This window comes from Pandoraea sp. NPDC087047 (assembly GCF_044745225.1).
GTDB lineage: Bacteria > Pseudomonadota > Gammaproteobacteria > Burkholderiales > Burkholderiaceae > Pandoraea.
In genome coordinates this window covers 176,902-198,940 of record NZ_JBIUZU010000003.1, presented here as the reverse complement: position 1 = coordinate 198,940, position 22,039 = coordinate 176,902, and the positions used below count along the sequence as shown (strand labels likewise).

Here is a 22,039-nt window from a genome sequence, read left to right as displayed (position 1 = left end):
GGGCTCCGGGATGAACCCGCGCCGGTTGCCCAGGCAAAAGGTGAGGCAAGCGCCAGGCGTCGGACGGGCAATGTCGTGTGCGATGACGTGAGGTTACGCAAAGCGCGTCATCTTTGCAATAATTTGCAAAATAACGACACGTATTGCCACATTCATATCATCGTCATACGCACGACGTGCCCGCCAGGCGCGGCGGGCGCGACGTTATGCCGTACTCCTTGCCTCAACCTCGTCTTCAGACGGCGTGCCGCCCGCAGAGCAGGTCGACGAGGCGATCCCCGGCCACTGCGAGGGCGCCGTCGTTGGAGACCACCGACAGCGCAACGCCTTCGGGCGGCGTCCACGACACCTGATGGGCCACGCGCTTGTCGAGCGCTTCGCCCGATTCGCGACCGCGATTGGCCAGACGCTGCGCGCGCACCTCCGGATCGACGCGAATCTCGACCAGATGCAGACGCTCCCCGTAACGCGCGACGGCTTGCGCAAGGAACGCGCGCGAGCCGTTGACCACAACACTCGCCCCCGCACTCAGCCACGCATCGATTTCGATACCGATGCCGTACCGGCAGCCGTGACTGTCCCAATCCAGCGCAAAGCAGCCAAGCGAATGTCGCAGCGCAAACTCGGCTTGCGACAGCGCGACGTGATTTTCCCCGTCGGCAGGCGCACGCGTGATGTAGCGGTGCGCGAACAACACCGGTGAGCTGCCAGACGAAAGCGCATCGGACACATGGAGCACCCCGCGCGCATAGTCGAGCAACGAATCCTTGCCCGCCCCGGACGGCCCCATCACATAGAAGAGACGCGCGCGATTCATGCCGCCTCCCCGAACGCGAAACGTTCGTGCAACAGGAATGGCTCCCCCGGCGACGGCTGCACGAAGATCGCGAGACTGTCGACGCGCATCGGCCCGAGCGCCTGCACGCGGGGTCGCCACCAGTCGGTGATTGCCGTCGCATCGTTGGCGTCGACACGATCGGAGAGCGTCACATGAAAGCGGAATTCGTCGAACACATACGGATAGCCCCATTGGGCGAGCCATTCGCGCTGCCGCGACGTCAGCCGTTGCGGGTTGCGTTTGGCCAGTTCGGCGTCGGTCGGCGGGGCGCGCAGATCGTCGAACGCCCGCACGCAATCGGCGGCGAGCGCATCGACCGCTTTCGTGTCGTCCGCGCCTGCCTTGGGACGCAGCGCGACAAAGCCCGGACGCTTGCCGTTGTCGGTGTCGATGACATCGGTATGCACTACGAGATCGAACGGCGCATGGCGCGCCGCCAGCGCCGCCGCAACGCCCGACAGATCACCCAATTGCGCCTGCGGCACGAGCCGCATCGGCGCCTTGAGCGTGGCGTGCAATCCGTAGCGGCGCGGATCGACGGTCAGGTCGGACAGCGCGCGAGAGAGGCCCGGCACGCTCGGCGCAAGCAGATCGCGTCCGGTGATCGCGTCGCGGCCCAGCCACCGGCTGCCTTCGTTCCACCAGCAGGAGCCCGGCGGCGGGGTGTAGTAGATCGCGAAGCGCGCCACGGACAGATCGAGACCACGTTGCAGCGCGCCGCTCATTGCGAATCTCCCTGCACCACGAGCTGCATGCGATCCGCCGGGAAGTAGGCGGTGCCGTACTTGATCGGTTTGCCCGCTTCGTCCACATCGGTGCTCTCGACACAGAGCACCGGTTGCTGACGGTTGATGCCGAGGTGCCTGGCGATATCGGCATCGGGCATGCGCGCGCCGATGCGACTTTCCCGGCGTGTGTAATCCGTCACGCCGAAACTGGCGAGGGTCGCGCTGATCGAGGTGTGCTGCGCGAAGACTTCCGGGAAGTCCGGAAAGCGCGTCGCGGGAAACCAGTTTTCGCTGTAAGCGAGCGGAAGTTCGATGCCCTGCGGGTCAAGACTGCGACGCGCCAACTCAAGACGATAGACGGGCGCGCCCACGCGCAGGCCCAACGCGTGCGCAACGCTCCCTTCGGCCTTGAGTTTGTGCGCCGAGAGAATCTGTTGCGCCGTTTTCAGATTGTTCTGCGAGAGGTTTTCGGTGAAACGGGTACGGCGTCCGATCACGTACCCGATGGCCGCCGCCTGCACGAAGGTACCGCGGCCATGCTCAACGCTCACCAGCCCCTGCTCCGCGAGCCCGAGAATTGCGCGTCGCACCGTGTGACGATTGACGCCGAAACGCTGCGCAAGATCGGTCTCGCTCGGCAAACGGTCGTCGGGCAAACCTTCGCCGTAGCGGCGCTCACCGATCTCGGTCGCCAGAATCTGCGCAATCTGCCGCCAGACGGCAACACCACCGCCACGTTCGAGTTGTGCTGTCATCAAATTGACACCCCGGAAAGTTGTAATGGGTCCGCAAGCCGTACCCCCTGAAGTCATTGCGATCATACACACGTCTATACGACTAGACAATCATGCGACTCACATCTTCCGATACAGCAGGTGACGAGGGCAGCACCGCCTCGCCAGACCCGGCGCAGCGACCCGAGCGCGCCAAGTGGCTCGCGCTGTTCGCCCGCGCCACACGCGACGAACTCGACGACGCCATCGCGCGCTGCCCCGACGCGCCGCAGTTCATCTGGCTGCGCGCGCCACAAACCGGTCTCGTGCTGGTGCAGGGCCGCGTTGGCGGCAGCGGCGAGCGTTTCAACCTCGGCGAGACGACCGTCACGCGCTGCACGCTGCGCCAGCAGGACGGCGTGGTCGGCACCGGTTACGTACTGGGTCGCGACGCCGATCGCGCGGTGCGGGTGGCGCGTCTGGACGCGCTCATGCAAATGCCGCAGCACCGCAGCAGGCTCGCCGCCGGTCCGCTCACGGCGATCTCTCGACGTCTGGCCGCCACCGCGGCGCAGAACGACGCCGACACGGCCGCCAGCCGCGTCGAATTCTTCACCATGGTCCGGGAGGCCTGAATGTTGACGGCAACCACGCCCGACTGGTCGGAACTGCAACCCGGTTTCGACGATCCGGTCCACGACGCCCAAGGCGTATTTCGTGCGGTGCTCGACGCGCTCGCGCGTCCCGGCCAATTGCGCAGCGTCGGCCACCGGCTCGCTGCCAGCAGCGAGGCCAGCCTCGCCGCACGCGCCACGCTCCTCGCGCTGACCGACGCCTCGACGTGCGTGTGGCTGCAATCGCCGCTCGCCGGCGTCGCCAGCGCGCTGCGCTTTCACACCGGTGCCCCGCTGCTCAGCGGCGAGGCCGACCTAGCCAGCACGCAAGGCGCACAACTCGTGCAATTTGCGCTAATCACCGATCCCGCGCGCTGCCCCGCGTTCGACCACTTCGCGCTCGGCACGGCCGAGTCGCCGGAGCACAGCACCACGCTGATCGTCGATGTGCCGACGCTCAACGAAGGTCATATCGGCAATGACGGGTTGCATCTGCGCTTGCGCGGCCCCGGCATCGCCACGCATGCGGACGTCACCGTCGGCGGTCTGACGACCGCCTTCTGGCAGGCTCGCGCCGCACTCGCACCGCGCTTTCCCGCCGGGCTCGACCTGCTGATCGCCGCCGGCGACTCGGTGCTCGGGCTGCCGCGCACCACGCACGTGGAGGTTTGCTGATGTACGTCGCAGTCAAAGGTGGCGAGCGCGCCATCGAACAATCCTGGGATCTGCTCGCCAAAGCGCGCCGCGGCAACCCCGATATTCCCGCACTCACCGTCACGCAGATTCGTGAGCAGATGCGTCTCGCGGTCTCGCGCGTGATGAGCGAAGGCGCGTTGTACGACGAAACGCTCGCGGCGCTGGCGATCAAGCAGGCGGCCGGCGATCTCGTCGAAGCGATCTTCCTGTTGCGTGCGTATCGCACGACGTTGCCGCGTCTTGGCACCACGAAGCCCATCGACACCGCCGCGATGCGTCTGTCGCGCCGCATCTCCGCGACGTTCAAGGACGTGCCCGGCGGTCAGGTGCTCGGCGCCACGTACGACTATACCCAGCGGTTGCTCGACTTCGCGTTGCTCGCAGAAGGCGAGACGGCCGACGCCGCGGCGCACACCGCGCTGCCCGGCGAGGTGCGCAGCGAGGTGCATAGCGAAGTCACTAACGACACGACGCTAGCCGCAGCACACGGCACTTCAGCCATTCCCAACGTGCCGCCCATCGGGGCGACCACGCGCGTCACCGACATCATGAAGCGCGACGGTCTGCTCGAAGCGCTTGGCACCCAGGGCGCCGACCCCGAGCCGCACGACCTCGTGCACTCGCCGCTCTTCACGCCCGCGTCGCGCACCGCGCGCTTGCAAAACCTCGCGCGCGGCGACGAAGGTTTCCTGCTCGCGCTGGGCTATTCCACGCAGCGCGGGTACGGCAACGATCACCCCTTCGCAGGCGAAATTCGTATCGGGGATGTGTCCGTCGAGATCGAGCCGGAAGAACTCGGCTTCGCCATCGACATCGGCGAAATCTCGGTGACGGAGTGCCAGATGGTCACGCAGTTCGGTGGCAATCAGGACATTGCGCCGCAGTTCACGCAGGGCTACGGCCTTGCGTTCGGTCACAACGAGCGCAAGGCCATGGCGATGTCGCTCGTCGACCGTGCCCTGCGAACGACCGAACTCGGCGACGAGATCACCTCGCCCGCGCAGCAACAGGAATTCGTGCTCTATCACAGCGACAACGTCGAGGCGTCCGGCTTCGTGCAGCACTTGAAGCTGCCGCACTACGTCGACTTCCAGGCCGAGCTGGAACTGGTGCGCCGTCTGCGCGCCGAGCACGCCGCGAAATACGGGACGCAGACCCATGGCAACGCCACCGACGCTGCCACCCAGAACACTCAGGAGGCCGCATGAACGACGCCGCCACGTTGCAAGACACCCCGCAGCCGTCGTCTGCGGCGAGCGCCGCCACGGCGAACGGCTACAACTTCGCGTTCCTCGACGAGCACACCAAGCGCATGATTCGCCGCGGTCTGCTCAAGGCCGTGGCCATTCCGGGCTATCAGGTGCCGTTCGGCAGCCGCGAGATGCCGTTGCCCTACGGCTGGGGGACGGGCGGGATTCAGGTCAGCGCCGCCGTGATCGGTGCAAACGACACGCTCAAGGTCATCGACCAGGGGGCGGACGACACGACCAACGCTGTAAACATTCGTCGCTTCTTCGCGCGCACCGCCGGTGTCGCCACCACGACGAAGACCTCGGAAGCCACGCTTATCCAGACCCGTCACCGCATTCCCGAAACCGCGTTGCGCGACGGCCAGATTCTGGTGTTTCAGGTGCCGATGCCCGAGCCGATGTTCCGCCTCGAACCGCGCATTGTGGAGTCGCGCAAGCTGCATGCGCTCGGCGAGTACGGCCTCATGCGCGTGCGTCTGTACGAGGACATCGTGCGTCACGGCGCCATTGCGAGAACTTACGACTATCCGGTGATCGTGAACGGGCGCTATCTCTCGTCGCCCTCCCCGATTCCGAAATTCGACAACCCCAAGCTGCATATGAACCCGGCGCTGCAACTGTTCGGTGCGGGGCGCGAGCGACGTCTGTACGCGATTCCGCCATACACGTCGGTCGAGAGCCTCGACTTCGACGATTACCCGTTCGAGATCCAGAAGTGGGACGCGCACTGCGCCCTGTGCGGCGCGACCGACAGCTTCCTCGACGAAGTCATCACGGACGACGCCGGCACGCGCATGTATGTGTGCTCCGACAGCGAATACTGCGGCGAGCGTACCTCGGCAAGCGTTGCGGATGCCGCCCACGCAGCGAAGGAGCCCGCATGAACGCCGTGACCGATAACACCACTCTGGCCCTGCGCAACGCTGCGCCGGTGGACGAGCCGCTGCTGCGCGTGGCCGGTCTGGGCAAGCATTATGGCGATCGCATCGGCTGCGCCGATGTGACGTTCGATCTGTGGCCGGGCGAAGTCGTTTGCGTCGTCGGCGAGTCCGGCTCGGGCAAGTCGACGTTGCTGAACGCGCTGGCGTTGCGCCACGAGATCGATGCGGGCTCGCTGCACTACCGCGGCACCGACGGCGCGCTGCACGACCTGCGCGTGCTGGATGAAGCGCACAAGCGTCGTCTGCTGCGCACCGAGTGGGGGTTCGTCGAACAAAACCCGCGCGACGGACTGCGCATGAACGTGTCTGCCGGCGGCAACATCGGCGACCGGCTGATGGCCGTGGGGGCGCGTCACTTCGGCGATATCCGCGAGAAGGCACGTCACTGGATGGCGCAGGTCGAACTCGATCCGGCGCGCGTGGATGAGATGCCCGGCGCGTTCTCCGGCGGCATGCAGCAACGTCTGCAAATCGCGCGCAACCTCGTGACCGAACCGCGCCTCGTGTTCATGGACGAGCCGACCGCCGGTCTCGACGTGTCGGTGCAGGCGCGTCTGCTCGATCTGCTGCGCTCGCTGGTGGAGCGCCTTCATCTTGCCGCCATCATCGTCACGCACGATATCGGCGTGGCGCGGCTCATCGCGCATCGCCTCATCGTCATGCAGGCGGGGCGTGTAGTCGAAGCCGGGCTGACCGATCAGGTGCTCGACGACCCCCAACATCCCTATACGCAATTGCTGGTTTCCTCGGTGCTGCCCGTATGAACTCCGGAACGACCCTCACTCCCCCTGCGACGTCCAGCGCACCGCTCACGCTCGGCACCCCGGAAAACGACGTCATGCTGCGCGCCCTGGGCTTGCACAAGACCTTCCGTCTGCACGCTCAGGGCGGCGCCGCGATTCCCGCGCTCGAAGGCGTCGATCTGACGGTGCGGCGCGGCGAATGTGTGGCGCTCGTCGGCCCCTCGGGCTCGGGCAAGAGCACGCTGCTGCGCTGCCTCTACGGCAACTACCTCGCGGGCGAAGGCCGCATCGAGATTCGTCACGATGCCGGTCAGGGCGAGCGCTGGATCGACCTGACCCACGCCAGCGCGCGCGACGTGCTCGGCGTGCGCCGCACCACGCTCGGCTACGTCAGTCAGTTCCTGCGCGTGATTCCGCGTGTGAGCACGCTGGATATCGTGGCGGAGCCGCTGCGCCGGCTCGGTCACGGCGAGCGCGACGCCGCAGGGCGCGCACGCGATCTGCTCGCCCGCCTGAACATTCCCGAACGGCTCTGGACGCTCGCCCCGGCAACGTTCTCCGGCGGCGAACAGCAGCGCATCAACATCGCGCGCGGGCTGATTGCCGCGGCGCCCGTGCTGCTGCTCGACGAGCCGACCGCATCGCTCGACGCGCAGAACCGTGCCGTCGTGTCGCAACTCATGACCGAAGCCCGCACTGCGGGCAGCGCCATCGTGGGCATCTTCCACGACGAGGCGACCCGCGACGAAGTGGCCACGCGCACGCTCGCCATGCGCCCCGTGCTTCGCCCCGCACACTAACCCCCGGAGTTTGTCCATGCTTATCAAGAACGCTCGCATTGTTACGCCCGACACTACCTTCACCGGGGTAGTCGATGTGCGCGAGGGTCGCATTCATGCCGTGGAAGAAGGCACCACGCAGGCCCCCGACGCCCTCGACTGGGAAGGCGACTACCTGGTGCCGGGTCTGGTCGAGTTGCATACCGACAATCTGGAGAAGCACCTCGCACCACGCCCCGGCGTGTTCTGGAATACGCACGCCGCGCTCGCGATTCACGACGCGCAGGTGGCTGCTGCAGGCATTACCACCGTGTTCGACTCGCTGGTGATCGGCGAGCGCGACGCCTCGGGACTGCGCAGCCGCAAGGTGCAGGCCGAGTGCGGACAGGCGCTGCTCGACACCATCGCCGCCGGGCTGTTCCGTGCGGACCACTTCCTGCATCTGCGCTGCGAAATCGCCACGGCGGACGCCGCAGATACGTTCGCCGACATGTGCGATCACCCGCTGCTGCGGCTCGTGTCGGTGATGGATCACACGCCCGGGCAACGTCAGTGGCATAACCCGGTGCTGCACCGTCAGTATCACGAGCGCAACGGCAAGGTGCCGGACGCGCAGTGGGACGCGATGCTGGCCGACCTGAAGGCGCAGCAGGAGAAGTACGCGATCCCGCATCGCCGCACCATTGTGGAGATGAGCCGTGCGCGCGGCCTGCCGCTCGCCAGTCACGACGACACCTCGCTCGAACACGTGGAGGAAGCCGCGCGCGACGGTGTGGCGCTCTCCGAATTCCCGACAACACTTGAGGCGGCCCGCGCGGCGCACGAGAAGTCGATTGGCGTCATCATGGGCGCACCGAACGTCGTGCGCGGCGGTTCGCACTCGGGCAATGTGGCCGCAGCAGAACTGGCCCGTGAAGACGTGCTCGATATCCTGTCGTCGGACTATGTGCCTGCGAGCCTGTTGCAGGCGGCGTTCCAGTTGCATAACGATCATGCCGATGCCGGCTGGACGCTGTCGAAGGCCATGCGTACGGTGTCGTGGAATCCCGCGCAATCGGCGGGTCTGACCGATCGCGGCGGCATCGTACCGGGTCTGCGTGCGGACATAGTGCGCGTGGCCGTTCGTCCCGGCATGCCGCCGATTCCGCGTGCGACGTATAGGGTGGGTCAGCGGATCGCTTAAGCTGCCCGTTCGCTTGACACGTCGGGCACTGCACGCAGGGTTCCGAACAGACAATTGTCGCAGTCGGAAGTCAGGTGCCTCAAACTTCCTCTTTGCCTTCAGGATGAGGTGCATGGCTTCCACGGACTGTTTGGCCAACCCCGATTGAAAACATCTTTTTTGATAGGAATAAAAAAGTCGAGGCTGGGCGCAACAAAAAAGGGCGCCGAAGCGCCCTTTCTGTTGCTACACACCACGCTCGCCTGAAGCGTCAGATCACCATCTTGCGAACGCGTGCCGAGAAGACGTCGATGCACGTCACGACGATCACCATGATCACCATCACGGCGCACGTCTGCGCGTACTGGAAGCTGCGGATCACTTCGTAGAGCACCACGCCGATACCGCCCGCGCCCACCATGCCGACCACGGACGCCGAACGCACGTTCGACTCGAAGCGGTACAGCGTGTACGAGATCCACAGCGGCATGACTTGCGGCAGCACGCCGTACAGGATTTCGTCGATGGCGCGCGCGCCCGTAGCACGCACGCCTTCGACCGGACGCGGATCGATCGCTTCGACCGCTTCGGCGAACAGCTTCGAGAGCGTGCCTGTCGTGTGAATCCAGAGGGCGAGCACACCGGCGAACGGGCCAAGACCCACCGCCACGATGAAGAGCATCGCGAAGACCATTTCATTGATGGCGCGGCAGGCGTCCATGACGCGACGCACCGGCTGATACACCCACGCCGGCACCATGTTCGACGCCGAGAGCAAGCCCATCGGGATCGAACACACCACCGCGAGCACCGTCCCCCACACCGCGATGTGAATCGTCACGATCATCTCGTGAACGTACACGCGCCAGTCGTGGAAATCGGGCGGGAAGAAATCGTGCGCGAACTGGCTCATGTTGCCGGAATCGCGAATCAGATCGAGCGGACGCATGTCGGCGCCGCTCCATGACCACACCAGGACCAGGAAGAAAATGCCCCAACTGATCAAGGACAGCCACGAACGCTTGGGCGGCTCGCCCGGCAGGCGGCCATTTGCAGTGAGGGATACGCTGGTGTTCATGTCGAGTACCACTAGTCATACCGGCACAGCTTCTGCCGGTGAAAAATCGGACCGCCGGGGAGATGGCGAACCCGGTGACCGGGCTCGCCGTCGCTTGAATCAATTTGCCTGCGTCAAACGCTCAAACACGATGACGCGAACCGCTTACTTCGTCTTGTTCAGTTCTTTGTCGAGCGCCGCCAGCTTGCTGTCGAGATCGGCCAGTTGCGTCTGCTTCCTGGCGGCATCGATGTTGGTGTCCGACTCGAGCTGCACCTTCTGCTTGAACAGTTCGAGCTGACGGATCGGCAGCAGTTGAGCATCGGACGACGCGCGGAAACCGCCGTAGTTGTAGATGTTCTTCAGCACTTCCTTCTCGTGGGCGTCTTTGCCGTAGGCCAGGAAGAAGTCGCGAATCTTCTTCTTCGTTGCGTCCGGCAGATCCTTGCGCCACAGCAGCGGATCCGACGGGATCAGCGGCGACTTCCAGATCACGTGAACCAGCCTGGCCTTCTCCGGATGCGTTGCTTCGAGCTTGTTGAGCTCTTCGGTGTTGTTCGTCGCCACGTCCACCTGATTGTTGATCACGGCCATCAGGTTCGCGCCGTGGTTCGAGCTGCGCGCGGTCTTGAAGTACGTGCGCGGGTCGATGTTGTTCTTCGCGAACACGTAGTAGCCCGGCACCAGCGTGCCCGATGTCGAGGTCGGATCGCCCAGGCCGAAGTTGATCTTCTTGCCGTTCTTGATCACGTCGTCGAGCGTCTTGTACGGGCTCGACGCGTTCGAGATCAGCAGCGAGTAGTAGCCTTCGGTACCGTCGGCGTACATGATCTTCGCGAAGACTTCGCCTTGCGAGCGGTCTACGGCTTCCATCGCGCCCTTGTTACCCATCCACGCGAGTTGCACTTTGTTGAAACGCATGCCTTCGATCACGCCGGCGTAGTCGGTGGCGAAGAACGGGGTCACCTTCAGGCCCGTTTGCTTCTCCATATCGTCGATCAGCGGCTGCCAACGCTGGCGCAGTGCTGCGCTGGAGTCGGTCGAGATGATGCCGAAGTTGATTTCCTGCGCGTGTGCCGCCGCTACCGAGGCGATCATGGCCGCGCCGGCCAGCAGGGTTTTCCACAGTTTCATGAGAGCAAGCTCCTGGTCAGGTCAGGCTTAGGGACATCGAAGTAAGGAAAGGTGCTTCTGCGTCGGCCGGCTTGGCATTCGCGTCGCCGGTCGCGCGCTCCGAGGTATCGGATGCTTCGTTGAACAACTCGCTCGCCTGCACGCCATAGAGGCGGCGCAGCAGGTCGGGCGTGAGTGCCGAGGACGGGCCGTCGTACACCACACGCCCCTGGTGCAGCGCGACCGTGCGCACGCAATAGCGCATGGCCACATCCACCTGGTGCAGCGAGACGACAACCGTCAGTTTGTGATCGCGGTTCATGCGCGCGAGCATGTCCATCACCTTGCGTGCCGACTCGGGGTCGAGCGACGCAATCGGTTCGTCCGCGAGAATGATCTTGGCGCCCTGTACGAGCGTGCGCGCCAGCGCCGCGCGCTGCTGCTGGCCGCCCGAGAGCGTGCTCGCACGCTGGAACGCCAGATCGGCAATGCCGACTTCGGCGAGCGCCGTCAGTGCGGCCTGACGCTCGGCCGACGTGAAACGGAACATCAGACTGCGCCACAGCGGCACACGGGCGAGCAGCCCAGTGAGCACGTTCGTGATGACCGGCAGGCGGCCCACCAGATTGAACTGCTGGAAGACGAAGCCGATGTCGCGGCGAATCTGGCGCACTTCACGCACGATGCGTCCGTCGCGCTGAATCGGGCGGCCCAGAATCTCGATGCTGCCCGGTTGCTGATCGGCAGGAACGAAACCCGCAATGTGACGCATCAGCGTCGACTTGCCAGAGCCCGAGGCTCCGATCAGGGCAACCATTTCGCCCGGCATGACTTTGAGCGCCACTTCGTCGAGGGCACGGCGGCTCCCGAAAGTCTTGGTCAGTCGCTCGATTCGAATCGCTTCGTCCACGGTTCACCTGTGAGTCAGATCGCCGGTCGGCCCCGATGCTCGGCTTCCTGCGACACCCCACGAAGAGGTTGCGTCGCCCGCATCGCTCGACTAGCTGTTTTGTGGCAATTTGTGCCAAAAGTGAACGCAGTCTAAAAAGCCCCGATGACAAGACAGTGACAATCGAACAGCTTTTTACGAGGCAGGCAAAATCCTTATCTACTCAATGATTTGGCAACGTTTTCGGGACGACTTCGGGTGTTGCCAAAACGGCGTGTTCGTCAGGACGAATGAGATGGTGCGGCGCCGCCCTTCGAGTCGGGCAACCACTTTGTCTACATATTTCCGGAATCCCGGGGAGCGGGTATCGGCAGGAAAAACGGCCGCACAAGGCCATGCGGCCAGCGCCTCGTGAAGCGATGCGCGACGGACTGTTTCAGGGACGCAGGCAACGCTTGGCGACGTGTGGCGTGCTGTGGCGACCGATGGCGCGCACGGCCATCGGGGGAGTCAGGGCCGATTCGGCCTGCGAACAGAATGAGCGAGCGGCGGATTGTCGGTGCCCGGACGGAGCGACTTTAAATTGGCGCGCAGTCAGGTCAGGGTACCGGCAGGCGCCGCGGGCTGGAGGGGGAGGTTCGCATCAACGCGACAAGTCGGGTCGATGCAGCCAAGTCGATCAGGCAATCAACAGTTCCGGGCCGCGAGCGCGCAATTGGGCGAGCATGCTCTTGTGCGGCGCGGCGTCGCTGATGAGGTAGCGGGCCGCTTCGAAATGACGGATGCGCACGGGCGTCACGCGACCGAACTTCGTGTGATCTGCGACCACGGCGGACACGTTCGCGCACAGCAGCATGCGCGCACGCAATTCGGCCGCCGCGCGGTTGAAGTCGGTAATGCCGCCGTCTTCCGTCACACCGCCCACGCCGATGAATGCGAAGTCGGCGTGGTATTGCGCGATCTGGTTGATAGCGTCCCAGCCTTGCACGGCGTCTTCGTTGTCCTGCAACTCGCCGCCGAGCAGCGTCACGCGGTTATCGTGATGACGGCCCAGCAGGCGCGCAATCTGCCAGTCGTTCGTGTAGATACGCAGCCGATGCTTGGAGAGGAGCGCCTGCGCGACGGCGCGCGTGGTCGTGCCGTAGTCGATGATGACCGACGCACCGTCGGGCACCAGTTCTGCGGCGCGCACGCCGATGGCGCGCTTGCCCACGGCGTTGAGGTTCTCGCGCAGCGTCCAGTCGGGCTCGCTGCGATCGGCGGCGAGCGCCCCGCCGTGCGTCATGAGCAGCAGTCCGCGTGCGGCCAGCGTATTGAGGTCGCGTCGCACAGTTTCGCGCGAGACACCCAGCTCCCGCACCAGATCGCTGATCGCAAGCGCCCCGGTCTTGGCAAGTTGTTCGAGCACGTATTGTTGGCGTTGTTCGGCAAGCATGATCGGACAATATCAGTTGGACTACGAAATCTTGGGTGACGTCGGGATAGCCGACATCGTCATACGTATTGCGCTTACCGCAGCGCGTTAACCCTGCAACGCCACGCGCAACCCCAAACCGATGAAGATCGCACCGGCCACGCGGTCAAGCCAGCGCCCCGCGCCCGGACGGCGCTTGAGCCACGTCCCCAGCACCCCGGCAAACCAGCCATAAGCGCTGAACACGACGATGGTCTGCGCCATGAACACGAGGCCGAGCAGCAGCATCTGCCAGCCCGGATGGGCGGCGTCTGCGCTCACGAATTGCGGCAGGAACACGAGGAAAAACAGCGTGACCTTCGGATTGAGCATGTTCGCCAACACGCTCTGACGGAAAACGGCTCGCAGCGGTTGCGGGGTGGCGTCGTTCGCCAGGGCGAGCGCACCGCGCGCGCGAAGCGCCTTGATGCCGATCCAGATGAGATACGCGGCCCCGGCCAGCTTGATCGCCTCGAATGCCCACGGCGACGAACGCAACACGGCAGCCAGCCCCACGGCGGCAATCGTCGTGTGAAAGAGGCAACCGAAGGTGAAGCCGGCGGCCGCCGCCAGCCCCGCACGGCGGCCCTGTGCGATGCCGCGCGCGATGACCTGCATGTTGTCCGGGCCCGGCGCGAGCGTGATCGCCACCGAGGTCAGCAGGAACAGCCAGAGATTGGGCATCGGTGCGTCCGGGTCGGAGAGTCAGTGACGTGAATCAGGTTGGGGGAAAGTGCGCAGCGACGGGCAACGCTCAGTGGCCTTCGAACGAGCACAGCAGGAAAAGCTCCAGACCCGCGTCGCGAATCAGGCGCGAACCGCCCAGTTCCGGCAGGTCGACGATGGCCGCGCCCTCGATGACCGTCGCCCCAAGACGCTCAAGCAGCTTCTTGCCCGCGAGCATTGTGCCGCCCGTGGCGATCAGATCGTCGATCAGCAGCACGCGGTCGCCCGGACCGCAGGCGTCGGCGTGGATCTCGACCGTCGCACTGCCGTACTCGAGCTCGTACTCTTCGGCCACCGTCTGGTAAGGCAGCTTGCCTTTCTTGCGAATGGGGATGAATCCGATATTCAGCTCGTACGCGAGGATCGAGCCGAGAATGAAGCCGCGCGCATCGAGACCCGCGATGTAATCGGGGCGTTGCGCCATGTAGCGATGCACGAACACATCGATGAGTACCCGCAAAGTGCGCGGGTTCTTGAGCAACGGGGTGATGTCGCGGAACTGCACGCCGGGCGAGGGCCAGTCCGGCACGGTGCGGATCTGGCTCTTGATATAGGCGGCAGGTGACTCGTCGATCTGCACGGGGATCCTTCTTTGGGTACTGATAGGGAACACGCCACATTATGCCAAAAAGGCCCGGCGTCCCCCTTGAGCGCCCGGGAGTTACCACTTTGCCCGAACGCCCGGTGCTCGTCTGCCAGGCGCTGCGCGCCTATGCTTCCCCGAGCAGACGGTTCTGCGCCGCGACCAGTTTGTCGGGCAAGCCGCGCAGCACAACGATGTCTTCCGCCATCAAGCGCGTTTCCGCCACCGGTTCCACGCCGCGAATGCCATGCCGGCGGATCGCCGTGACCGTTACGCCGAGCTTGTCGAGCCGGAGTTCGCCAAGCGTGCGCCCAACGGCGTCGGCGCTCAGCGGCAGTGGCACCGACTGCAAGCGCACCTGCTCGCGCTCGCCCTCGTCGTCTTCGTCGTCCAGACCGTGGAAATAGCCGCGCAACAGGCTGTAGCGCTCGTTACGCGCCTGCGCCACGCGACGCAGCACCCGGCGCATCGGCACCCCCATGAGCACCAGCGCGTGCGACGCCAGCATCAGACTGCCTTCTACGATCTCGGGCACGACTTCGGTCGCACCCGCCGCGATCAGTTCGTCCATGTGCGTGTCGTCGACCGTGCGCACGACTACCGGCAACGTCGGCTCCAGCGCCTGCACCTGCGCCAGTACCTTGAGCGCGGCCGGCGTGCTGTCGTACGTCACCACGATGCCTGCGGCCCGATGAATCCCTGCGGCAACGAGCGCTTCGTGCCGGGCGGCGTCGCCGAACACGACCGTCTCGCCGGAACTTGCGGCCTCCATCACGCGATCGGGGTCGAGATCGAGCGCCACGTAACCGATGCCCTCCTGTTCGAGCATGCGCGCGAGGTTCTGGCCGCATCGTCCGTAACCGCAGATGATGACGTGGCCCGAGGTCTTGATGCTCTGCGTGGCGATCTTCGTCATCTGCAACGACTGCATCATCCATTCGTTGGCCACGAAGCGCAGTGCGATGCGATCGGCGTTGATGATGAGAAACGGTGCACACAGCATCGAGAGCAGCATGCCGGCGAGCACCGCTTGCGAGAGCGACGGATCGAGCAGGTTCCGGTCGATCACCAGATTGAGCAGCACGAAGCCGAATTCGCCCGCCTGCGCCAGCCCCAGCCCGGTACGGATCGCCGTGCCCGGCGGGCTGCCGAACAGACGCGCAAGACCCGCGATGAGCGTGAATTTGACGAGCAGCGGACCGACGAAGAACAGCAGCACGAGCAACGGCTGCTTCACCACGATGACCGGATTGAGCAGCATGCCGGTCGTAATGAAGAAGAGGCCGAGCAGCACGTCGCGAAACGGCTTGATGTCGTCTTCCACCTGATGACGGAACGGCGTCTCGGCGATCAGCATGCCCGCAATGAATGCCCCCAGCGCCATCGACAAGCCCAGGTGTTCCGTGATGTACGCCAACCCCAGCGTGAGCAGCAGCAGGTTGAGCATGAAGAGCTCTTGCGAGCGGCGCGCCGCTACGATGTGGAACCAGCGGCCCACCAGTTTCTGGCCGATCCACAGCAGCAGCGCGAGGGCGCCCGTGATCTTGAGCGCCGCCAGCGAGAGCGCGAGCACCAGCGCCTTGGAATTGCCGCCGAGCGCCGAAATCAGGATCAGCAACGGCACCACCGCCAGATCCTGGAACAGCAGCACGCCCATGATGTTGCGGCCGTGCTCCGTCTCCAGTTCGAGACGCTCGGCGAGCATTTTTGTGACGATGGCCGTCGAGGACATGGCCAGCGCGCCGCCCAGCGCCACCGACGCCTGCCACGAGAACGACCAGAACAGATTGACGAGCGCGCCCAGGCCAACCGCGACGAGCAACGTTCCCATGACCTGAGACACGCCGAGCCCCAGCACCACGCGCCGCATGCTCTTGAGCTTCGGCAAGGAGAATTCGATGCCGATGGAGAACATCAGGAAGACGACGCCGAACTCTGCGAGGTATTGCACGCGTTGCGAATCGGAGGCCAATCCGAGCGCGTGCGGGCCGATCACGATGCCCACGCTGAGATAGCCCAGCATGGGCGGCAGATGGAGCATGCGGAACAGCACCACCCCGACGCAGGCGGCGAACAACAGAACGAGAGTGAGTTCGAGCGGTGAAGCCATCAGCTAGGGTCGGTTTCCTGAGTTTTTCCGGGGGAGCAAGGCGTTTTGCGCCGCTTTGCCCGGCGAGTGTCATGCAAGGGTCGTGCCAGTGACGCCCCGGCAGTGGCCCGCGAACGGAAACCGGCACGCATCGCACGATGCCCCGGACGGGCGCGGGGCCAGGCGTGGCGCGGCTGTCCCTCGGCGCCGCGTCCGTTTTGATATACTCCGCGCATGATAGCGAAAATCAATCCAGGCCGGGCACTAGAGGTCGCCCGGGAGGTGTTGCGCACTGAAGCCGACGCCATCGAACGCGTCTCCGCGCACCTCGACGACAGCTTCTTCGAAGCGGTCATGCTCCTGCTCGCATGCCGCGGACGGGTGGTCGTCACCGGGATGGGCAAGTCCGGCCACATCGGCCGCAAGCTGGCCGCCACATTTGCCAGCACCGGCACACCCGCATTTTTCGTCCACCCCGCCGAAGCCAGCCATGGCGATCTGGGCATGATTACGACAGACGATGTCGTCGTCGCCCTGTCCAATTCCGGCGAAACGGGCGAGCTCGTGAGCATTCTGCCGATGATAAAGCGCCTCGGCGCCAAGCTCATCGCCATGACCGGCAACGCCAATTCGAGCCTCGGACGTCTGTCCGACGTGCATCTCGACGCCCGCGTCGAAAAGGAAGCCTGCCCGCTGGGTCTGGCGCCTACGGCCAGCACCACGGCAGCCCTCGCCCTCGGCGATGCGCTTGCCGTCACGCTGCTCGACGCACGCGGTTTCGGCGCCGAAGACTTCGCCCGCTCGCATCCGGGCGGCGCGCTTGGCCGGCGTCTGCTCACTTTCGTGCGCGACGTCATGCGCACCGGCGACGCCATTCCGCGAGTGCGCACCGACGCCAGTCTGTCCGACGCCGTCGTCGAAATGACCCAAAAGCGGCTCGGCATGACCGCCATTGTGGACGCCGACGATCACGTCGTGGGTATCTTTACCGACGGCGATCTGCGCCGCCTGTTCGAGCGCACGCTCGATTTCACGTCGCTCACGCTGGTCGACGTGATGAAGGCAGGCCCGCGCACGATCGGTCCCGATCAGCTTGCCGCCGAAGCCGCCGAGCTGATGGAGCGTTTCGGCATTACGCAATTGCTCGTGACGGAGAACGGCCGCCTCGTGGGCGCGCTGAACGTCCACGACCTCTTTGCCGCCAAGGTCGTGTGAGTCTCCATTCCATGAGTCAACCCCGCATTACTCCATTCGACGCAGCCGCCGCCATCGAGCGGGCTGCCCGCCTGCAAGTCATGGCGTTCGATGTCGACGGTGTGCTCACCGACGGCGGCTTGCGCTACGGTCCGGCCGGCGAGGTCATCAAGACCTTCGATTCGCTCGACGGCCACGGCCTGAAGCTGCTCGCCGAGTCGGGCATCGTGACGGCCGTCATCACCGGGCGCAAATCCGATATCGTCGCCAGGCGGGCGGCGGATCTGGGCGTCGCGCATGTCTATCAGGGTGTGCACGACAAACGCGTTGCGTTCGAAAACCTGTGCGCCAAGTTGTCCGTAGAGGCCGACGTCTGCGGCCACATCGGCGACGACTGGCCTGATCTGCCCGTGCTCACGCGCGTCGGCTTCGCGGCCTGCCCGGCCAACGCCCACGCGGAAGTGAAGGCGCGCTGCCACTGGGTCGCGGACTCCCGCGGCGGCGAGGGCGCCGTGCGCGAGCTGTGCGACTTCATCCTGCGCGCTCAGGGACGTTACGACGCCCTGCTCGCGCAAGCGCTCGCCTGACGCGTCGAGGGAGCCGATCCATTCATGGCCATTCAACGCGTCTCGCCTGCCTCGCTGCTCGCCATCGTCGTGCTCGCGTGCCTGGCCGCCGGAACCTACTGGCTCGTGCAACGTACGCTGCCGTCGGACGCCGATCGCACGCCGTACGTGAAACAGCACATCCCCGATTACTACGCCGACGACATGGTGATCTCCATGCTCTCGCCCAGCGGCATGACGCAGTACCGCGTCAACGCCGTTCACATGACGCATTTCGAAGACGATCAGACCACGGCCATGACGATGCCTGCGGTGCGGGCGTTCACGCCGGATCAGCCGGAAGTGACCGCCACGAGCAAGCGCGGCACGCTCAACGCCGATATGTCGATCGTCGATATGTACGAAGATGCTGTCGTGGTGCGCCAGGCCGGGCCGCGCGATCCGGAAATGCGTGCGCTGTCGGAACACTTCCAGGTGCTCGTGAACGAAGACATCGTACGCACGGAGCTGCCCGTCGAGCTGATTCGCGGCTCGTCCGTGATGTTCGGCACCGGCATGATTTTCAATAACATCTCGCGCGCCGTACAATTGCTCGGCAATGTTCACGGCACGATCCAGCCGGCGGAGCTAGGCGGCAAATCCCCGGCATCGCCGGCCGCGCCCAGCGCGCCACCTCAGACCAAACAGGGCTCCAAGACCCCATGACCGATCGCCTTAACCTGCGACCCGCCTCCGTATCGATGCGTGCCCTGCGCGCGCTGGCAGCCGCTTTCGCCGTGCTCAGCGCACTGGCGTCGCCGCTGGCTCACGCCGAGCATGCCGACCGCGACAAGCCGCTCAACATCGAGTCGGATCACATGAGCTATGACGACCTCAAGCAGGTCAACATCTTTACCGGCAACGTGACGATGACCAAGGGGACGATTCTCCTCAAGGCCGATCGCGTCGAAGTGACTCAGGATCCGGAGGGCTATCAGTACGCTACGGCTTACTACAAGCCGGGCGGCCCGCTCGCCTATATGCGTCAGAAGCGCGACGGCGTCGACGAGTACATCGACGGCTGGGGCCAGACGATCTACTACAACGGCAAGACCGAAGTCGCTACGCTGACCACGCAGGCCACGCTCAAGCGCCTCGCCGGCGGCACGAAGGTGCTCGACGAGATTCACGGCAGCGTGATCACGTACGACACATACAACGAGGTGTACACCGCCAACAGCGGTGCGGATCAGGTCAACCCCAACAATCCGAACGGCCGTGTGCGCGCTACGCTCGCTCCGCGTAATGCGACGGGTGCACAGGCAACGCCGCCGGGCGGCGCGAGCAAGCCGGCCGCAGCGCCGCCCAAGGGCGATCTGCCGCCGCTGTCTCCCTCCAAGAACATCGGGAATCCGCGTGAGTAATTCTGCCAACAGCAACGCTTCGGCCCTCAACCCGAATACCGCGCCTTCGGGCAAGCCCAGCGCGCTCGTCGTGCGCTCGCTCAAGAAGCAATACGGCGCACGTACCGTCGTCAAGGACGTTTCGCTCGACGTGAAAAGCGGTGAAGTCGTGGGTTTGCTCGGGCCGAACGGTGCCGGCAAGACGACGTCGTTCTACATGATCGTGGGTCTGGTGCCCGCCGACGACGGCGAAATCCAGCTCGACGGCAACCGTATCAGCGAACTGCCGATTCACGAGCGCGCCCGTATGGGAGTGTCGTATCTGCCGCAAGAAGCGTCGGTATTTCGCAAGCTGACGGTCGAGGACAATATTCGCGCCGTGCTCGAATTGCAGATCGATGCACAGGGCAAACCGCTCAAGCGCGACGAGATCGAACGCCGCATTGAAGCGCTGCTCGACGAACTCCAGGTGAGCCATCTGCGCGAGAATCCGGCCATGTCGCTCTCGGGCGGCGAGCGCCGTCGCGTGGAAATCGCGCGGGCGCTGGCGACGCAGCCGCGCTTCATTTTGCTCGACGAGCCGTTTGCGGGCGTCGATCCGATCGCCGTGCTGGAAATTCAGCGTATCGTTCGCTTCCTGAAGGACCGAGGTATCGGTGTCCTGATTACCGATCACAACGTACGCGAGACGCTCGGCATCTGCGATCACGCCTACATCATCAGCGAAGGCTCGGTGCTCGCCGCCGGCACGCCTGACCAGATCGTTGCCGACGAAAGCGTCCGGCGCGTTTATCTGGGCGAAAATTTCCGGATGTAAAGCTAATTTTCCGCATGTAAACCCTGCCTTCGATAGGCAGCCGGGCCGGTTCCGTTGACGTGACAAAGCCTCTACAATGAAGGCGAGACACGCTATGAAACCGACTCTTCAACTTCGCACCTCGCAGCACCTGACCCTCACGCCCCAGTTGCAGCAATCGATCCGGTTGTTGCAACTGTCGACGCTCGAACTCCAGCAGGAAGTCGAGCACGCCCTCACCCAGAACCCGATGCTCGAGCGCGAGGACGATTGGCTCGCCGGCTCGGTTCGTGTGGGCACGGACGGGTCGCTGCGAAACGAGCGGAGCACGTCGCTCAGCAGCACGAATAACGGCCCCGAGACCGCCAACGGTCACGACGAATCGCGCGAACTCGACGGCGAAGCCCGCTTCGACGACAACGCGCAGGACAACGGCGGCGACTGGAGTCTGAACGACTTCGCCCGCTCAGGTAGCGCGTCGGACGACGACGACAACGGCCGTCCGCAACTGCACATCGATCATCCCAATCTTCGCGAACACCTGCTGGCCCAGTTGCGCCTGACGAAGGCCAGCCCGCGCGACCGCGCGTTGGTGGAATTCCTGATCGAATCGCTCGACGAAGACGGCTATCTCGGCACCCTGCTCGACGAGATCGAGGCGGACATGCCCGAAGAACTGGCGCTCGAGACCGAAGAGATCAACGCGGCGCTCGCCCTGCTGCAAAGTTTCGATCCGGCCGGCGTCGGGGCCCGCAGCCCCGCGGAATGCCTGCGTTTGCAGCTCCAGCGTCTGCCCGCCAGCGGCGTGCGCACGCTCTCGCTGCGGATCGTCACCGATCACCTGGAACTGCTCGCCGCGCGCGATTACACGCGTCTGCGCCGCCTGCTAGGGGTGACCGAAGACGGCCTGCGCGCCGCCCATCAACTGATTCGGTCCCTCGACCCGTTCCCCGGCGCCGCTTATGGCTCGCCGCAGGCCGACTACGTCATACCCGACGTGCTCGTGCGCAAGCAGGGCAGCAGCGGGTGGCTCGCCGAGCTAAATCCCGAAGTGATGCCGCGCCTGCGCATCAACGAAATGTACGCGCGCATTCTCCGAAACAACCGGAACGATCCGGGGACCGGCAACCTCCAACAGCAGTTGCAGGAAGCCCGCTGGCTCATCAAGAACATCCAGCAGCGCTTCGATACGATCCTGCGGGTGGCGCAGGCCATTGTCGAGCGTCAAAAGAACTTCTTCACGCATGGCGAAATCGGCATGCGGCCCTTGGTTTTACGCGAGATTGCTGATACGCTGGGTTTACATGAATCCACGATTTCACGGGTGACGACGAGTAAGTACATGCTCACTCCATTCGGAACTTTTGAGCTAAAGTACTTTTTCGGATCTCACGTGGCAACGGAAGCCGGGGGCGCCGCTTCGTCGACTGCCATCCGCGCACTCATCAAGCAACTCATAGGAGCAGAAGACCCGCAGAGCCCCCTTTCCGACAGCCGTATCGCGGAACTGCTGGCAGAGCAAGGTTTTGTGGTGGCGCGGCGCACTGTCGCGAAATACCGCGAGGCGATGCGAATCCCCGCAGTGAACTTGCGCAAATCTTTGTAGGACAGTCCTGGTGTGCCATGTTGGCTCGCTGGGGCATAACGCCGCAGTGCGACATTGCGTCATGCCAATGGCTCGCACTCCCGCTAGCCAGCGTCGCTGATGACGTGGCCTGCACTTCGGC

General features: G+C 64.6%; 23 protein-coding genes. 13 read left to right on the top strand and 10 right to left on the bottom strand.

The genetic code is table 11. From position 1 onward, the window contains the following. Positions 1-235: 235 nt before the first annotated feature. Genes phnN through phnF form a run of 3 tightly spaced genes read right to left on the bottom strand, consistent with a single transcriptional unit; the run spans position 236 to position 2,321 of the window. Positions 236-817 (bottom strand): phosphonate metabolism protein/1,5-bisphosphokinase (PRPP-forming) PhnN, encoded by a 582-nt coding sequence (gene phnN, locus ACIPHM_RS06490; protein ID WP_400325754.1) that lies wholly within the window; start codon positions 815-817, stop codon positions 236-238. Then, a complete protein-coding gene (locus ACIPHM_RS06485; protein WP_400325751.1) occupies positions 814-1,563 on the bottom strand; it encodes a DUF1045 domain-containing protein in 750 nt (249 codons plus the stop codon). Before ACIPHM_RS06485 ends, phnN begins: the two co-directional genes overlap by 4 nt. Further along, positions 1,560-2,321, bottom strand: coding sequence for a phosphonate metabolism transcriptional regulator PhnF (gene phnF, locus ACIPHM_RS06480; RefSeq protein WP_400325748.1), 762 nt, complete (start codon positions 2,319-2,321; stop codon positions 1,560-1,562). The genes ACIPHM_RS06485 and phnF overlap by 4 nt, the downstream gene beginning before the upstream one ends. Before the next feature lie 92 nt (positions 2,322-2,413). Here phnF and phnG point away from each other — a divergent pair, with 92 nt between their 5' ends. From phnG to ACIPHM_RS06445, 7 genes are all read left to right on the top strand, one after another. Then, positions 2,414-2,914, top strand: a complete 501-nt coding sequence (gene phnG / locus ACIPHM_RS06475; RefSeq protein WP_400325745.1) for a phosphonate C-P lyase system protein PhnG — start codon at positions 2,414-2,416, stop codon at positions 2,912-2,914. After that, the gene (gene phnH / locus ACIPHM_RS06470; RefSeq protein ID WP_400325743.1) at positions 2,915-3,568 is read left to right on the top strand and encodes a phosphonate C-P lyase system protein PhnH; all 654 of its coding nucleotides are present in this window, start codon (positions 2,915-2,917) and stop codon (positions 3,566-3,568) included. Further along, positions 3,568-4,797: a carbon-phosphorus lyase complex subunit PhnI gene (locus ACIPHM_RS06465; RefSeq protein WP_400325740.1), complete on the top strand. Its 1,230-nt coding sequence runs from the start codon at positions 3,568-3,570 to the stop codon at positions 4,795-4,797. Before phnH ends, ACIPHM_RS06465 begins: the two co-directional genes overlap by 1 nt. Continuing rightward, positions 4,794-5,723, top strand: a complete 930-nt coding sequence (locus tag ACIPHM_RS06460; RefSeq protein WP_400325737.1) for an alpha-D-ribose 1-methylphosphonate 5-phosphate C-P-lyase PhnJ — start codon at positions 4,794-4,796, stop codon at positions 5,721-5,723. The genes ACIPHM_RS06465 and ACIPHM_RS06460 overlap by 4 nt, the downstream gene beginning before the upstream one ends. Further along, entirely contained in the window at positions 5,720-6,544 is an 825-nt protein-coding gene (phnK, locus tag ACIPHM_RS06455) for a phosphonate C-P lyase system protein PhnK (RefSeq protein ID WP_400325734.1), read from the top strand. The genes ACIPHM_RS06460 and phnK overlap by 4 nt, the downstream gene beginning before the upstream one ends. 74 nt (positions 6,545-6,618) lie before the next feature. Next, complete coding sequence (phnL, locus tag ACIPHM_RS06450) at positions 6,619-7,323, top strand: phosphonate C-P lyase system protein PhnL (protein WP_400326537.1); 705 nt, start codon at positions 6,619-6,621, stop codon at positions 7,321-7,323. Positions 7,324-7,339: 16 nt separating this feature from the next. Then, entirely contained in the window at positions 7,340-8,485 is a 1,146-nt protein-coding gene (locus tag ACIPHM_RS06445) for an alpha-D-ribose 1-methylphosphonate 5-triphosphate diphosphatase (protein ID WP_400325730.1), read from the top strand. A 250-nt stretch (positions 8,486-8,735) separates the two neighbouring features. Here ACIPHM_RS06445 and phnE read toward each other — a convergent pair whose 3' ends face one another. The 7 genes from phnE to ACIPHM_RS06410 form a co-directional block, all read right to left on the bottom strand. After that, positions 8,736-9,542 carry a phosphonate ABC transporter, permease protein PhnE gene (gene phnE, locus ACIPHM_RS06440; protein WP_400325727.1) on the bottom strand — a complete coding sequence of 269 codons (807 nt, stop codon included), beginning with the start codon at positions 9,540-9,542 and terminating at the stop codon, positions 8,736-8,738. A 144-nt stretch (positions 9,543-9,686) separates the two neighbouring features. After that, complete coding sequence (phnD, locus tag ACIPHM_RS06435) at positions 9,687-10,655, bottom strand: phosphonate ABC transporter substrate-binding protein (RefSeq protein WP_400325724.1); 969 nt, start codon at positions 10,653-10,655, stop codon at positions 9,687-9,689. A 16-nt stretch (positions 10,656-10,671) separates the two neighbouring features. Next, the gene (gene phnC, locus ACIPHM_RS06430; protein ID WP_400325722.1) at positions 10,672-11,544 is read right to left on the bottom strand and encodes a phosphonate ABC transporter ATP-binding protein; all 873 of its coding nucleotides are present in this window, start codon (positions 11,542-11,544) and stop codon (positions 10,672-10,674) included. Between the two features lie 658 nt (positions 11,545-12,202). Continuing rightward, positions 12,203-12,958 (bottom strand): DeoR/GlpR family DNA-binding transcription regulator, encoded by a 756-nt coding sequence (locus tag ACIPHM_RS06425; protein WP_400325720.1) that lies wholly within the window; start codon positions 12,956-12,958, stop codon positions 12,203-12,205. Between the two features lie 87 nt (positions 12,959-13,045). Then, a complete protein-coding gene (locus tag ACIPHM_RS06420) occupies positions 13,046-13,660 on the bottom strand; it encodes a LysE family translocator (RefSeq protein WP_400325717.1) in 615 nt (204 codons plus the stop codon). Positions 13,661-13,730: 70 nt separating this feature from the next. Further along, positions 13,731-14,282: an adenine phosphoribosyltransferase gene (locus ACIPHM_RS06415; protein ID WP_400325715.1), complete on the bottom strand. Its 552-nt coding sequence runs from the start codon at positions 14,280-14,282 to the stop codon at positions 13,731-13,733. A 130-nt stretch (positions 14,283-14,412) separates the two neighbouring features. Next, positions 14,413-16,395 carry a cation:proton antiporter gene (locus tag ACIPHM_RS06410; protein WP_400325713.1) on the bottom strand — a complete coding sequence of 661 codons (1,983 nt, stop codon included), beginning with the start codon at positions 16,393-16,395 and terminating at the stop codon, positions 14,413-14,415. 213 nt (positions 16,396-16,608) lie between these two features. Between ACIPHM_RS06410 and ACIPHM_RS06405 the strand changes: the two genes are divergently transcribed. The 6 genes from ACIPHM_RS06405 to ACIPHM_RS06380 all read left to right on the top strand — a co-directional run bounded on the left by ACIPHM_RS06405 (position 16,609) and on the right by ACIPHM_RS06380 (position 21,918). Then, positions 16,609-17,589: a KpsF/GutQ family sugar-phosphate isomerase gene (locus tag ACIPHM_RS06405; RefSeq protein WP_400325711.1), complete on the top strand. Its 981-nt coding sequence runs from the start codon at positions 16,609-16,611 to the stop codon at positions 17,587-17,589. A gap of 11 nt (positions 17,590-17,600) precedes the next feature. After that, positions 17,601-18,155, top strand: coding sequence for a KdsC family phosphatase (locus ACIPHM_RS06400; protein WP_400325709.1), 555 nt, complete (start codon positions 17,601-17,603; stop codon positions 18,153-18,155). A gap of 24 nt (positions 18,156-18,179) precedes the next feature. Beyond that, positions 18,180-18,839, top strand: a complete 660-nt coding sequence (gene lptC, locus ACIPHM_RS06395; RefSeq protein WP_400325708.1) for an LPS export ABC transporter periplasmic protein LptC — start codon at positions 18,180-18,182, stop codon at positions 18,837-18,839. After that, the gene (gene lptA / locus ACIPHM_RS06390; protein WP_400325704.1) at positions 18,836-19,537 is read left to right on the top strand and encodes a lipopolysaccharide transport periplasmic protein LptA; all 702 of its coding nucleotides are present in this window, start codon (positions 18,836-18,838) and stop codon (positions 19,535-19,537) included. Before lptC ends, lptA begins: the two co-directional genes overlap by 4 nt. Further along, positions 19,530-20,333, top strand: a complete 804-nt coding sequence (gene lptB / locus ACIPHM_RS06385) for an LPS export ABC transporter ATP-binding protein (RefSeq protein ID WP_400325702.1) — start codon at positions 19,530-19,532, stop codon at positions 20,331-20,333. Before lptA ends, lptB begins: the two co-directional genes overlap by 8 nt. Positions 20,334-20,409: 76 nt before the next feature. Further along, complete coding sequence (locus ACIPHM_RS06380; RefSeq protein ID WP_400325700.1) at positions 20,410-21,918, top strand: RNA polymerase factor sigma-54; 1,509 nt, start codon at positions 20,410-20,412, stop codon at positions 21,916-21,918. Positions 21,919-22,039 lie beyond the last annotated feature (121 nt).